This is a genomic window from Brevundimonas sp. UBA2416, from assembly GCF_002343105.1.
Taxonomy (GTDB): domain Bacteria; phylum Pseudomonadota; class Alphaproteobacteria; order Caulobacterales; family Caulobacteraceae; genus Brevundimonas.
Map to the genome: position 1 here is coordinate 38,889 of NZ_DDRM01000044.1, position 12,651 is coordinate 51,539.

Sequence of the window (12,651 nt, forward strand, 5' to 3'; positions counted from 1 at the left end):
AAGATGGAGAGCCACAACCACCCGTCCTACATCGAGCCCTACCAGGGCGCGGCGACGGGCGTGGGCGGCATCATGCGTGACGTCTTCACCATGGGCGCGCGGCCGGTGGCGCTGCTGAACGCCCTGCGCTTCGGCGATCCGTCGCATCCCAAGACCAAGCGCCTGGTCAGCGGCGTGGTCGCGGGCATCGCCGGCTACGGCAACTGCGTGGGCGTGCCGACGGTGGCGGGCGAGACCAACTTCCACCGCGGCTACGACGGCAACATCCTGGTCAACGCCATGTGCGTGGGCCTGGCCGACGCGGACAAGATCTTCTACTCGGCCGCGCCGGGACCTGGCCTGGCGGTGGTCTACTTCGGGTCCAAGACCGGCCGCGACGGCATCCACGGCGCGACCATGGCCAGCGCCGAGTTCGACGAGGACAGCGACGAGAAGCGTCCCACCGTCCAGGTCGGCGACCCGTTCGCCGAGAAGCTGCTGATCGAGGCGACGCTTGAGTTGATGAAGACCGGCGCGGTCGCCGCCATCCAGGACATGGGCGCCGCGGGGCTGACCTCCTCGTCGGTCGAGATGGCCGGCAAGGGCGAGGTCGGCATCGAACTCGACCTCGACAAGGTGCCCCAGCGCGAAGAGGGCATGTCCGCCTACGAGATGATGCTGTCGGAGAGCCAGGAGCGGATGCTGGCCATCCTCAAGCCCGGCCGCGAGCACGAAGGCCACGCCATCTTCGAGAAGTGGGGCCTCGACGCCGCCGTCATCGGCTGGACCACCGACACTGGCCACATCGTACTCCGGCACAAGGGCGAGGTGGTCTGCGACATTCCGCTGGCTCCGCTGGCGGAGGATGCGCCGCTCTACGACCGTCCCTGGACCGAGCCGGCGAAGCCGCCGCGCCTCGACCCCGGCCAGGTCCCCGCCCCGACCGACTGGGAAGCGGCGGTGCTCAAGGTGGTCGGCTGCCCCGACATGGCCTCCAAGCGCTGGATCTGGGAGCAGTACGACCGCCACGTCATGGCCGACACGCTCGAGGACAGCGCCACCGGCGCCGACGCCGGCATCGTGCGGGTTCACGGCACGCGCAAGGCCCTGGCCGTGACCAGCGACTGCACCCCGCGATACGTCCAGAACGATCCCTACGAGGGCGGCAAGCAGTGCGTGGCCGAGGCCTGGCGCAACATCACCGCCGTCGGCGCCGACCCGATCGCCATCACCGACAACCTGAACTTCGGCAACCCCGAGCGCCCCGAGATCATGGGCCAGATCGTCAAGGCGATCGAGGGCATGGCCGAAGCCTGCCGCGCGCTCGACTTCCCGGTCGTGAGCGGCAACGTCAGCCTCTACAACGAGACCAACGGCCAGGCCATTCCGCCGACTCCGACGGTCGGCGGCGTCGGCCTGCTGGCCGACTACGGCCGGCGCGCGGACTTCTCCGGCCTGAAGGCGGGCCAGACGCTGATCCTCGTGGGCGTCAACACCGGCGAGCTGGGGGCCTCGATCTATCTTCGCGAGGTGCTCGGCCGCGAGGATGGCGCCCCGCCGCCGGTCGATCTGGCGCTGGAGCGCCGGACCGGAGACTTCGTGCGCGGTCTCATTCAGTCCGGCGAAGTCGCTGTCGTGCATGACCTTTCCGACGGCGGTCTGATCGTCGCGGCGGCCGACATGGCGCTGGCGAGCAAGATTGGCGTCACGCTCGACGCCACCAGCCCCGGCAACGCCCACCCCTTCCTGTTCGGCGAGGACCAGGCCCGCTACCTGATCGCCACGGACGCGCCCGATGCTCTGCTGAAGGCCGCCGCGGACGCCGGCCTGCACGCCAGCGTCGTCGGCCAGGCCGGCGGCGACGCCTTCGCGTCGAAGGACCTGTTCAGCATCCCGCTGGCGAAGCTGCGCGCCGCCCACGAGGACTGGATGCCGGGGTACATGGGCTGATGGTTGGGACTGCTTCGGGCGATAGCCCGTAGCTGTCCCTCAACACCATCCGAGGCTGTTGAGGGACAGGAAACGCGCCCTGGCGGGACGCTTATCCAGTCCCTATCCGAGCACGTCCTCGAACCGTTCCAGCGCGAACCGCGCGAACAGCATCATGTTCTCCGGCCGGTCGCTGAGGCCGGTCTCAAGCGTGAAGCTCGCTTCGACCGGCCCGACCACGCCGACGCAGGTGTGCCCCGCCGCGTCGCCGTAGGGGTTGCCTTCCGGTCCCGCCGCGCCGGTCTCGCACAGGCCCCAGGTTCCGCGCAGCTTCTCGCGGATGCGGCCGGCCATGAACCTGGCGTAAGGCTCGGTCGAGGAGCGCATGCCCTCCGGCAGGTCGCCGCGCTGCAGGCCGAGCAGGCCGCGCGCCACGTTCGGCGTGTAGGTCACCGACGCGCCCTGGTACCAGACGCTGGCCTTGGGCACCGCCAGCAGCGCCGCCGAGACCAGGCCGCCGGAGGAGGACTCCGACACCGCAACGCTCTCGCCGCGCTCGACCAGCCTGGCGGCGATCCGCTCCGCGATGGGGATGAGGTCCTGAAAGGTCATTTCTCCGTCTCCGGAAGGGTGTCGAGCTTCTGATCGAACAGGTGCGCGCCCAAGACCATTGAATCGACCACGTCGCGGAAGAAGGCCCGCGGGATGGTCGCGAAGTCGTCGGTCGGCTTGTGATACTCGGGGTGGTCCTCGACCCCGAAGTAGACCCACGGGATTCCCGCCTTGGCGAAGACGCCGTGATCGGACTGGTAAGTCCAATTGTCGAAGCTGTCGTCCGGCCCGGTGTCGTGGCCCTGCTTCAGGATGACCGGACCCATCGCCGTCATGACGTCCAGCTGCCGCTTGACCCAGGCGTTGGCCGACCCGCCGGCTGCGTAGAGTTCGCCCTTCGCGTTCTTGGACAGCATGTCGAAATTGATGTTCAGCGCGATCCTGTCGCGCGGGACCGGCGGACTGGCGAGGAACGCCCTGGCTCCCTGCAGGCCCATTTCCTCGGCGTCGAGGAAGACGATCCAGATGTCGTGCCGGGGCGGAATGGCCCTGAAGCCCTCGGCCACCGCCAGCAGCCCCGCGACGCCTGAGGCGTTGTCGTCGGCGCCGTTGTAGATCTGGCCGTCGCGCACGCCGAGATGGTCGTAGTGGGCTGTCATCACGATCACCTTGCCGCCGCCGGCGGTTCCCGGGATGCGGGCCATCAGGTTGGTTCCGGTGATCGCCTCGCCGCTCCTGCGCTTGAAGGTGAACGCCTGGTCGACCGGCTCCAGGCCGATTTCCCGCATGCGGCCCAGAATGTAGAGTCGCGCGTCCGTCGAACCGTCCGTCCCCGTCCCGCGGCCCTGCAGGGCGTCGGAAGACAGGAAGCCGACATCCTCCAGCGCGCTGTCTCCGGGCCGGGCCAGCGCGGGCGTGGCCGCGAGCAGGGCGAGGAAGGCGGAGAACACGAAGCGGCGCATGGTACCCCCGAGGTTTGTCGTCGATCTCAATGCGGGCTGAGCGGCGTCCGCGCAAGCGCGTCAGCCGCCGTTCAGCTTGGCCCTGCCAGGGTCGTGGAGAGAAAGGACCGCCCCATGACGCTGCTCGCCGCCGCCCCGATCGTCCTCGCGACGCTGATCGCCCTTCCCGCCCAAGCCGGAGTCGCGCCCGGAGACACCCTGCCGAACGGTCGCCCCTGCCCCGTGGTCGTCTCGTTCGGCAGCTACGCCATGGGCATCGACCAGGCTGCCTACAAGACGGTGAAGGCCTACGCCGCGCGCCATCCGCGGGTCCGGGTCGTGAAAGAGACACCCTGGGGCCGCGAAGGCGAGCGCACCCTGTGCCTGTCGACGGCGAAGGCCCGGGACGCCAACCGTGTGTTCGACGACCTGCGCGCGGCCATCGGAGCGCGCGCCCGCACCGGCCCGACGACCATCACCACGTCCCGAGGCCGCGCCTGGACCTCCAACCCGCACCGGCGGCGCTACTAGCGCCGGCGTACCGCTTTTTCGACTTCCCTTTTTCCCGCCAGCCCGGCCATCATGCCGGCAACGAGAAAAAACGGGAGCGAAGCATGGACGCCCAGTCGCAGTGGACCGGTCTCGACGCCGGCCGACTTGAGCGCATCACCGACCACATCGAGCGCAACTACATTGCGCCGGGCAAGGTTGTCGGCTGCCAGGTGCAGGTCACCCGGCACGGCCACACGGCCTATGCGAAGAGCTTCGGCCACCGGGACCGCGAGCGACAGACGCCGTGGAGCGACGACACCATCGTCCGCATCTACTCGATGACCAAGCCGATCGTGTCGGTGGCGCTGATGACCCTGTTCGAGGAGGGCCGCTTCCAGCTCGATGACCCGGTCAATCGCTACATCCCTGAATGGAAGAACCATCGTGTCTGGGTGTCCGGCGAGGGCGCCGGCATGGTCACCGAGGCGCCGAAGCGGCCGATCAGCTTCCGCGACGTGCTCAGCCACACCAGCGGTCTCACCTACGGCTCGATGCTGGCCCATCTGACCGGCCTGCCGATCGAACACCCGGTCGACAAGGCCTACGACGAGGTCGGCGTTCGGCGCGGCGAGGGCGAGACGCTGGACCAGTTCCTGGCCAAGCTCGGCGAGGTGCCGCTGCGCTTCCAGCCCGGCGAGCGATGGATGTACAGCCTGGCCACCGACGTCTGCGGCGGCCTGGTCGAGCGGGTGAGCGGCGTGCCGCTGGCGGACTACCTGAAGTCCCGCATCTTCGATCCGCTCGGCATGACCGACACGGCCTTCCAGGTCCCCGCGGCCAAGGCCGACCGCTTCGCCGCCAACTACATGCGCCTGCCCGACAAGAGCCTGCGGCTGAGCGACGATCCGACGAAGAGCCCCTATCTGCGCGAACCCGTCTTCAAGTCCGGCGGCGGCGGCCTGGTCGGGACGATGGCCGACTATGTCCGCTTCGCCGAGATGCTGTGTCGGGGGGGCGAGCTGGACGGCGCGCGGATCCTCGGCCCGCGCACGCTCGACCTGATGACCCAGAACCATCTGAAGGGGGGCGCGGACCTCACCGAGATGGCGCTCGGCAGCTTCTCGGAGACCGACAACGCCGGCGTCGGCTTTGGCCTGGGCTTCGCCATGACCATCGACCAGACCCTGACCGGCGGCCTCTCGGCGGGAGACTACTACTGGGGCGGCGCGGCCTCGACGATCTTCTGGGTCGACCCGGTCGAGGACCTGACGGTCGTCTTCATGACCCAGCTGATGCCCTCGGCGACCTTCAACTTCCGCGGCCAGCTGAAGAGCCTCGTCTACTCGGCGATCGTGGACTGAGGCGTCAGTCGAAGCGCTCGCGCGCCCACCGAATCCGCCCCGGGTCGCCCGCCCAGGCGCGGCTCGCGGCGGCGGCGGCGCGCAGGGCCTGGGCCGACGCGGTGGTGCAGTTGTCGCCTTCGCCCGTCAGCCCGGGCAACAGGTCCCAGGTCAGATAGCGCGTCGGCTGGCCTTGGCCCTGCGGGGGCGGCGGTCCGCACTGCACCGTCCAGATGTCCGCCGCCAGCAGTCTGCCGTCGGGGTCGCTGCTGACCGGACGCAGGCCGAAGTAGTTGTATTCCGCCACGCCCCTCTCATCGACATTCCCCAGCTGCAGTATCGGCGGGTCGCCATCACTGACGACCAGGCCGAGCCTGTCCCAGTCGGGACGGCGCCGCGAGGCGCCCTCCGGCGTCCGCACCTGCCCGCCCTCGACGACGAACCAGGTTGCGCAGTCCGGCCAGCCGCTTGCCGGCCCGCGGTCATCGACGACACAGGGCGCCTCGCGATCGGTCGTCAGCATCAGGTCCAGCTTGTTCTCGACCAGCCAGACCCCGTCCTTGAGGGTCGGGTCGCCGCTCTGGTGGCCGAACAGCGGGGCTGTCGTGATGACGCGGTTGCAGCCGCCCAGCGACAACAGGAGCAGCAGTCCCAGAAGCCATCTCACAGATCACGCTCCATCACGAACCGATCACGCCCTCGTGAAACTTGCGCTCGAATCCCTCGTTCCGCAAGGGAGCCTCGGCGCCGCATCAGCCGTTGTTAAGCTTTCTCGGGCATGGATCCGGGTCCATTCGTGGAGAAACCACACCGTGCCGATGTCCGCCGACGATCTCGAGAACCGCCTGCGCGCCGCCTTTCCGGACTCCGAGATCGTCATCACCGACCTGGCGGGCGACGGCGACCATTACAAGGCGCGCATTGTCTCCCCGGCGTTCAAGGGTCTACCGCGCGTGCGTCAGCATCAGCTGGTGAACAAGGCGCTGGCCGACGTGCTGGGCGGCGCCCTTCACGCCCTGGCCCTCGAAACGCTCGCGCCGGCCGACTGATCGACCCATGCGCTATCGTTCCTTCGGCAAGTCCGGACAGGTCGTGTCGGCAGTCTCGCTGCTGCTGGACGGGAGGTCGCGCCAGTCGGCCCGCGAGTGGCGCGATCTCGTGCGGGTGGCGCTGGACTGCGGGATCAACGGCTTCGAGATCGCCGGCGACAACCCGGCCGTGATCGAGGGCGCCGCCGAGGCCTTCGCCGACGTCGAGCGCGAGCTGCTGTTCGTCGCCTGGCGGCCGACCGCGCTGGCCGCCGACCCGTCCCACACCGTCGAGGCCCTGGTCGCGCGCATGGGTCTCGAATACCTCGACCTGATGGCGTTCGACGGCCCGCCGCCGCACGCGCCGTCCCTGGAGGGACTCAAGCGCACGCGCCGGGTCCGCGCCTATGGCCTCGCCGGGCAGGACGACGAAAGTGATCTGCTGCTGGCGCGCGGGGCTTTCGACGCGCTGTCGGCGCCCTACAGTCCCGCCTCGGGCTGGAAGGAGCGAAACCGGATCAAGGCCGCCGCCGCCCGCGACATGGCCGTCGTCGCCCACTCGATCTGCCCGGACGAGATCCTGCCGCGGCCGGTAGGGGTGCTGAAAAAGTCCCTGTTTCGGAATCGCGCCAATCCCCTCGCGGGGGCCGGCAGCTATCGCTTCCTGGACAGCACGCCGGGTTGGACGCCCGAGGAGATCTGCCTCGCCTACGTCCTCACCGAGCCCTCCGTGACCACGGTGCGGTTGGCGATCGACCGGCCCGAACGCGTCGAGCGCCTGGCCGAAACACCCGAACGGGACCTTCCCTCCGGCATCGCGGCCCAGATCGAGATGGCGCGGTTCTCGGTCGCATCGGGTTGACCCGGACGGCCCGGGTCCCTAGCTGATACACCTGTCCTCAAGACTGGAAGGCCCTTAGCCGTGACCGACGCCGCCGTCGCCAATCCCGCGCACGACTGGATCGCCAATACCGTGTCCACGCACCCGGTGGTGCTGTTCATGAAGGGCGAGCCCGAGCAGCCCCGCTGCGGATTCTCAGCCCAGGTCGTCCAGATCCTCGACCACCTCGGCGTCGAGTTCGTCGGCGTGGACGTGCTGCAGAGCGAGGTCCTGCGCGACGGGATCAAGGTCTACAGCGACTGGCCGACCATCCCGCAGCTCTATGTGAAGGGCGAGTTCGTCGGCGGCTGCGACATCGTCCGCGAGATGTTCCAGGCCAACGAGCTGAAGCCGTTCCTCGAACAGCAGGGCGTTCTCGACGCCTGATCGCAGGATCGGGGGGATGACGAAGCTGCTTGAGCCGCCCGAAGGCCGCCAGGTCTTCACGCGCGACTTTGCGCCCGTGGCGGCCGACATCGACGCCAATGGCCATGTGAACAATGTGGTCTATCTCGGCTGGGTGCAGGACATCGCCATCGCCCACTGGGACTCGCGCGCGCCGGCCGAGGAGGCGGCGAAGTGGGCCTGGATCGTGGTCCGGCACGAGGTCGACTACCGCCGCTCCCTGCTGCTCGGAGAGACCGCCCACGCCCGCACCTGGGTCGGCGAACGTCGCGGCCCACGCTTCGACCGCTTCGTGCGCATAGACGGTCCCGACGGCGAGATGTGCGCCCAGACCCGATCGGAATGGGTGCTGATCGACGCCGCCACCAAACGTCCCGCCCGCGTGCCGGCGTGGATGGAAGAGATGTTCAGCTAGCCGCCAGCGGGTTGACCACGGCCACCGCCGCGCCGCTTGGCAGGCCGAGCTCCCCGTAGGTCCAGGTGAGGTCCAGCGGCCTCGCCATCGCCTTGCAGGCGTCGATCTTCTTCCGTCCGAACGCGACCGCGTAGCGACCGGCCTTGCGCTCCACGAACCAGGCGAAGTCGGCCTTGGTCGTGCAGCCGTTGGACATCACCCGGATGGTCAGGCTGTCCGCCGCCACCCCGGCCGACAGCAGCGGCTCCAGCTCGACCATCCCGGCGTCCGGCGACGCGTAGAGGGCGGTCGTCGTGCATCCGGCCAACGCCAGCGGCGCGGCGATCAGGAACAGGCGTCGATTCATGCGGCCAGGAGGGCATGAAGCCGAGTTAATTGGAAGACCGCGGTTCGGCCTGATAGCCAGCGCCTCCGTCGTGGAGACCGTCATGCGCCGCACCCTCGCCGCCCTCGCCTGCCTTGCCGTCCTGACCGCGCCGCTGGCCGCGACCGCCCAGGACCCGACCTTTGACGCGGCCGGCTGGCGCGCCGATCTCGCGCAGGTGCGCGAGGCGTTCGCGACCCGCTACGCCAATCTCGAATGGGCCCAGACCGTGCGCGAGGCCGATCTCGGCGCCGCCTTCGACCGGACGGAAAAGCGGCTGGCGACCGTGAGGACCGACGCCGAGGCCCGCGCCCTGTTCGACGGCCTCGCCCGCCACCTCGCCGACGGTCACGTCCGCTTCAGCTGGCCGTCGGCCATGGCCCCCGCCGGCGCCGCCCCGGCGCCGACCGCCCCCTCGCCTTGCGACGAGGTCGCCGGCCGCAAGGTGACCATCGGCGACACCGCGCTCGCCGGACTGCCCGGCTATGTTTCACTGAAAACGCCGGCCTCGGCGGTCTTTCCGGCCGGGGTCCTGGAGATCGACGGCCGCAAGGTCGGTGTCATCCGCATCGCCGAGTTCACCGGCAGCCTGGCCCCGCAGTATTGCGAAGAGGCCCTGGCGGCCGGGACCCGGGAGGGCCTCTATGACGTCGTCCACGTCCGGCTGACCAACGACTTCGCCGACCAGCTGCGCGCGCTGAAGGCGGCCGGCGCCGAGGTGCTGGTCGTCGACATCACCGGCAACGGCGGCGGCTCGGATTGGGCCGAGGCGCTGATGCGGATGGTCACGGCGAAGCGCCTGACGTCGACCCGCGTGGACTTCCTGCGCGGCGAGCACTGGACCGCCAACTTCGACCGAGACCTGATCCGTCTCGAGGCGCAGCTGAGGACCGCGAAGGGCGCCGACCGCGCCCTGCTCGCGGAGATCGTCGCCCAGGTGAAGGCCCGCCGCGCGGAAGCCGCCAAGCCCTGCGACGGTTCGCCGTGGCTGAAGCACGAAGCGCCGTCCTGCGAGATCCTGTCGCGCGGCTTCTACAGTTCGGGCTTCCTGCCGTCGGCCGACCCGAAGACCCTGGCCGGACGGGACTGGGCCGGACTGGTCTTCAGCCCGATGTGGTACCCGTACGAGGAGGGCGTCTGGTCAGGACCGCTGCTGGTCGCGGTCGACGGACGCACCGGGTCTGCCGCCGAACAGTTCACCGCCGTCTTGCAGGACAACCAGGCCGCCGTCGTGGTCGGCGATCCCACCGCCGGGGCCGGCTGCGGCTACACCTGGGGCGGCGCGCCCGTGACGTTGACGCACAGCAAGGGCGTCCTGCGCCTGCCGGACTGCGTGCGCATTCGCCGGAACGGCGAGAATGAAGTGATCGGGATCAGCCCGGACGTCGTGGTCGGCTACCACGCCGGCGAGGGCCCGAAGGCGAAAGCCCGGCGGCTGGCGACCGTGCTGCCCGCGGCCCTGGCCAGGGCTGGACGCTGATCTCCCAACCCCGCTCGTCCCGGCATTCGCCGGGATGAGCGGAACAAGGAAAAGGGCCCGGAGATCGCTCTCCGGGCCCTTCGCATTCGTTCCGAATGGTCGGCGTCTTACGACGCGTAGAATTCGACCACGAGGTTCGGTTCCATCTTCACCGGGTACGGCACTTCGGCCAGTTCCGGCGCGCGGACGAAGGTCGCCGACATGTGGCGGGCGTCCACGGTGATGTAGTCCGGGGTGTCGCGCTCCGACGACCCCAGGGCTTCAAGCACCAGGGCCATGTTGCGGGACTTTTCACGCACCGAGATCACGTCGCCCGCCTTCACGCGGTAGGAGGCGATGTTGACACGCTTGCCGTTCACCAGCACGTGGCCGTGGTTCACGAACTGACGCGCGGCGAACACGGTCGGCACGAACTTGGAGCGGTAGACGACCGCGTCGAGACGGGCCTCCAGCAGGCCGATCAGGTTTTCCGAGGTGTTGCCCTTCCGACGGGCGGCCTCGGTGTAGGTGCGGGCGAACTGCTTCTCGGTCAGGTTGCCGTAGTAGCCCTTCAGCTTCTGCTTGGCGCGCAGCTGCAGGCCGAAGTCGGAGACCTTGGACTTGCGGCGCTGGCCGTGCTGGCCGGGGCCGTAGGAGCGCGAGTTGACCGGGGACTTCGGACGACCCCAGATGTTTTCGCCCATCCGGCGGTCGATTTTGTACTTGGCGCTATGGCGCTTGGACATGTCGTCACTTTCATTCGACGCGGGCCGGCTCCTCCAGGATGGAGGCGCGATCTCAACGGCGGCTACGCATCACCCGTCATGTATTCCCGCGCCGACGGTTGCCCGGCGGCGTTTGGAAGGCGCGCTTATGATTGAGGGCGGGGGCGAAGTCAATTCTCGGCGGCGTCACGATCCTCGTCGAGAATCCAGACTGGGTCGGCGGGCCTGACCTTCGCCACGAGCTGATAGGCCGCATGGGCCCGTCCATAGGACACATCCGGCCCGGCGCTGACAAAGATGGCGCCGCCGGCCCTTGCCTGTATCCGTTTGAGTTCCTCGACGGTCGGCAGACCGGGTCGGGCGACGCCGTTCAGGAAGACACCGCCATCGGCATCCAATCGGATGACCGTCGCCTTCGACGCATCGCAGCTATGAAAACAATGGGTCGGATACTGGTCGACCTGCCGGGTCTCGCCTTCGGAGGGCCTGGCGTCGACCAAGGTGATCGCGAACAGCGCCAGCAGCACGCCGACCAGCGGCGTCAGATCGATGCGGGCGAAGGGTTTGTTCCCCATGGGTGGAGCGTGCGCCCGGTCCCCGTTCCACGCAACGTCAAAACTCTCCACTGCCCCCGCCCGCGAGTCCCTGTAGCTTCCGCTGGGACATCCACGTCGAATCCTCAGGGCCGATGGCATTCGAAACACCCGCCGGCAGCCGCGCCGTCGCCGTCGTTGGCGGCGGCTTCAGCGGCACGTTGCTGGCGTTGAAACTCGCCGCCGCGCGGCCGGACTGGCGCATGACCCTGGTCGAACCTTCGGGCCGGCCGGGCCGAGGGCTAGCCTATGGCGCCTGCTCGCCCACCCATCTGCTGAACGTGCCGGTCTCGCGGCTGGAGACCGGCCTGACGCCGCGCTTCGATGACTGGCTGAAGGTCTACGGCGGCATGGACGAAGCGCTGGCGGAGAGCGGCGGCGATCTGCACGCCGCCTTCGCGCCGCGCACCGCCATGGGCGCCTATCTCGCCGAGCGCCTGGCCGAAGCCCGCGCCGTCGGCGCTGTCACCGTGCTGCGCGGCGAGGCCGTGCGGCTGTTGGACGGCTCTCGGCGCGGCGTGATGCTGCGCGACGGCCGCGAGGCCCTGGCCGACACGGTGGTGCTGGCCACCGGCAACCTGCCGCCCCGCCCGCCGCTGCCGGCCGGGCACTGGCTGGCCGACGATCCGGCCTTCATCTGCGATCCCTGGTCGCGCGAGGCGCTGGAGGATCTTGATCCCGACGCGCCGGTGCTGCTGCTCGGCACGGGTCTGACCATGGTCGACATCGCCCTCAGCCTGGCCGAGCGCGGCCATCGCGGACCGATGACCGCCGTTTCCCGCCGCGGCCTGCTGCCGGGCGCCCACCGCTACGGCGGCCACTGGGATCCGTTCCTCGGCCCCATGCTGCCGGCCAACCCGCTGGCGCTGTCGAAGGCCATTCGCGCCGAGGTTCGCCGTGGTGAGGCCCACGGCCAGCCCTGGCAGCGGGTGGTCGACGCCGTCCGTCCCGTGATTGGCCGCATCTGGTCGACCTGGACGCCGGCCCAGCGCCGCCAGTTCCTGCGTCACCTTCGGCCGCGCTGGGACGTCCACCGCCACCGCATGGCCCCGCGGATCGCGGCCGGCGTCGAGGCGCTGCTCGTCTCGGGCGCGCTGGCGACCCGCGCTGGCCGTCTGCGCGGCTGGCGACGCGAGGGCGGCCTGATCGCCGGCACGCTGCAGCCCCGCGGCGGCGGCGCGCCGGAGACGGTGCACGCCGCGCGCATCCTCAACTGCACCGGTCCGCGCAGCGACCTGCAGGGGCTCGAGGAGCCGTTGTTCGCCGACCTCGCGCGCAAGGGCCTGACGGCGCCTGACGCGCTCGGCCTGGGCCTTGAGACCGACGACTGCGCGGTGCTCAACGCCCGCGGCGAGGCGTCGTCCTGGCTCTACGCCGTCGGCCCGCTGACCCGCCCCGCCTGGTGGGAGATAACCGCCGTGCCGGAGATCGCCGCCCAGGTCGACGGCCTGGTCCATGCGCTGGCCCAGGATGTCGAGGTCCCGGCGCTGGCAGATGTGTTCGTCGACCTTGGCGCGGGGATCTAGATCCTCACCCCCTCCTCCTCGAT

The 12,651-nt window shown here is 69.7% G+C and carries 15 protein-coding genes; 9 read left to right on the plus strand and 6 right to left on the minus strand.

All coding sequences use genetic code 11. From position 1 onward, the window contains the following. On the plus strand, positions 1-1,929 hold a 1,929-nt coding region (gene purL / locus B3E43_RS14365; RefSeq protein WP_292030679.1), incomplete at its 5' end, for a phosphoribosylformylglycinamidine synthase subunit PurL. Positions 1,930-2,031: 102 nt separating this feature from the next. Here purL and B3E43_RS14370 read toward each other — a convergent pair. Beyond that, complete coding sequence (locus B3E43_RS14370; protein WP_292030681.1) at positions 2,032-2,520, minus strand: CinA family protein; 489 nt, start codon at positions 2,518-2,520, stop codon at positions 2,032-2,034. After that, the gene (locus tag B3E43_RS14375; protein ID WP_292030683.1) at positions 2,517-3,422 is read right to left on the minus strand and encodes a M20/M25/M40 family metallo-hydrolase; all 906 of its coding nucleotides are present in this window, start codon (positions 3,420-3,422) and stop codon (positions 2,517-2,519) included. Before B3E43_RS14375 ends, B3E43_RS14370 begins: the two co-directional genes overlap by 4 nt. A 114-nt stretch (positions 3,423-3,536) precedes the next feature. Here B3E43_RS14375 and B3E43_RS14380 point away from each other — a divergent pair, with 114 nt between their 5' ends. Both B3E43_RS14380 and B3E43_RS14385 read left to right on the plus strand, forming a co-directional pair. After that, positions 3,537-3,932, plus strand: coding sequence for a hypothetical protein (locus tag B3E43_RS14380; protein ID WP_292030686.1), 396 nt, complete (start codon positions 3,537-3,539; stop codon positions 3,930-3,932). Positions 3,933-4,015: 83 nt separating this feature from the next. Beyond that, positions 4,016-5,254 carry a serine hydrolase domain-containing protein gene (locus tag B3E43_RS14385; protein ID WP_292030688.1) on the plus strand — a complete coding sequence of 413 codons (1,239 nt, stop codon included), beginning with the start codon at positions 4,016-4,018 and terminating at the stop codon, positions 5,252-5,254. A 4-nt stretch (positions 5,255-5,258) separates the two neighbouring features. Here the strand turns inward: B3E43_RS14385 and B3E43_RS14390 are convergent, their stop codons facing one another. Further along, positions 5,259-5,900, minus strand: a complete 642-nt coding sequence (locus B3E43_RS14390) for a hypothetical protein (RefSeq protein WP_292030690.1) — start codon at positions 5,898-5,900, stop codon at positions 5,259-5,261. A 145-nt stretch (positions 5,901-6,045) separates the two neighbouring features. On the opposite strand from B3E43_RS14390, the gene B3E43_RS14395 reads away from it, so the two are divergent. Genes B3E43_RS14395 through B3E43_RS14410 form a run of 4 tightly spaced genes read left to right on the plus strand, consistent with a single transcriptional unit; the run spans position 6,046 to position 7,961 of the window. Continuing rightward, a complete protein-coding gene (locus B3E43_RS14395) occupies positions 6,046-6,282 on the plus strand; it encodes a BolA family protein (RefSeq protein WP_292030693.1) in 237 nt (78 codons plus the stop codon). Positions 6,283-6,289: 7 nt separating this feature from the next. Continuing rightward, positions 6,290-7,123, plus strand: coding sequence for an aldo/keto reductase (locus tag B3E43_RS14400; RefSeq protein ID WP_292030695.1), 834 nt, complete (start codon positions 6,290-6,292; stop codon positions 7,121-7,123). 60 nt (positions 7,124-7,183) lie between these two features. Further along, complete coding sequence (gene grxD, locus B3E43_RS14405; RefSeq protein ID WP_292030696.1) at positions 7,184-7,528, plus strand: Grx4 family monothiol glutaredoxin; 345 nt, start codon at positions 7,184-7,186, stop codon at positions 7,526-7,528. A 16-nt stretch (positions 7,529-7,544) separates the two neighbouring features. After that, the gene (locus B3E43_RS14410; protein WP_292030697.1) at positions 7,545-7,961 is read left to right on the plus strand and encodes an acyl-CoA thioesterase; all 417 of its coding nucleotides are present in this window, start codon (positions 7,545-7,547) and stop codon (positions 7,959-7,961) included. On the opposite strand, the gene B3E43_RS14415 is transcribed toward B3E43_RS14410, so the two are convergent. After that, positions 7,954-8,307, minus strand: coding sequence for a hypothetical protein (locus tag B3E43_RS14415; protein WP_292030698.1), 354 nt, complete (start codon positions 8,305-8,307; stop codon positions 7,954-7,956). The genes B3E43_RS14410 and B3E43_RS14415 overlap by 8 nt on opposite strands. 82 nt (positions 8,308-8,389) lie before the next feature. On the opposite strand from B3E43_RS14415, the gene B3E43_RS14420 reads away from it, so the two are divergent. Beyond that, positions 8,390-9,805 (plus strand): S41 family peptidase, encoded by a 1,416-nt coding sequence (locus tag B3E43_RS14420; protein WP_292030700.1) that lies wholly within the window; start codon positions 8,390-8,392, stop codon positions 9,803-9,805. 107 nt (positions 9,806-9,912) lie between these two features. Here B3E43_RS14420 and rpsD read toward each other — a convergent pair whose 3' ends face one another. Continuing rightward, complete coding sequence (rpsD, locus tag B3E43_RS14425) at positions 9,913-10,530, minus strand: 30S ribosomal protein S4 (protein ID WP_292030702.1); 618 nt, start codon at positions 10,528-10,530, stop codon at positions 9,913-9,915. A 149-nt stretch (positions 10,531-10,679) separates the two neighbouring features. Next, complete coding sequence (locus B3E43_RS14430) at positions 10,680-11,084, minus strand: hypothetical protein (RefSeq protein ID WP_292030704.1); 405 nt, start codon at positions 11,082-11,084, stop codon at positions 10,680-10,682. A 113-nt stretch (positions 11,085-11,197) separates the two neighbouring features. Between B3E43_RS14430 and B3E43_RS14435 the strand changes: the two genes are divergently transcribed. Further along, a complete protein-coding gene (locus B3E43_RS14435) occupies positions 11,198-12,628 on the plus strand; it encodes an FAD/NAD(P)-binding protein (protein WP_292030706.1) in 1,431 nt (476 codons plus the stop codon). Positions 12,629-12,651: the final 23 nt, after the last annotated feature.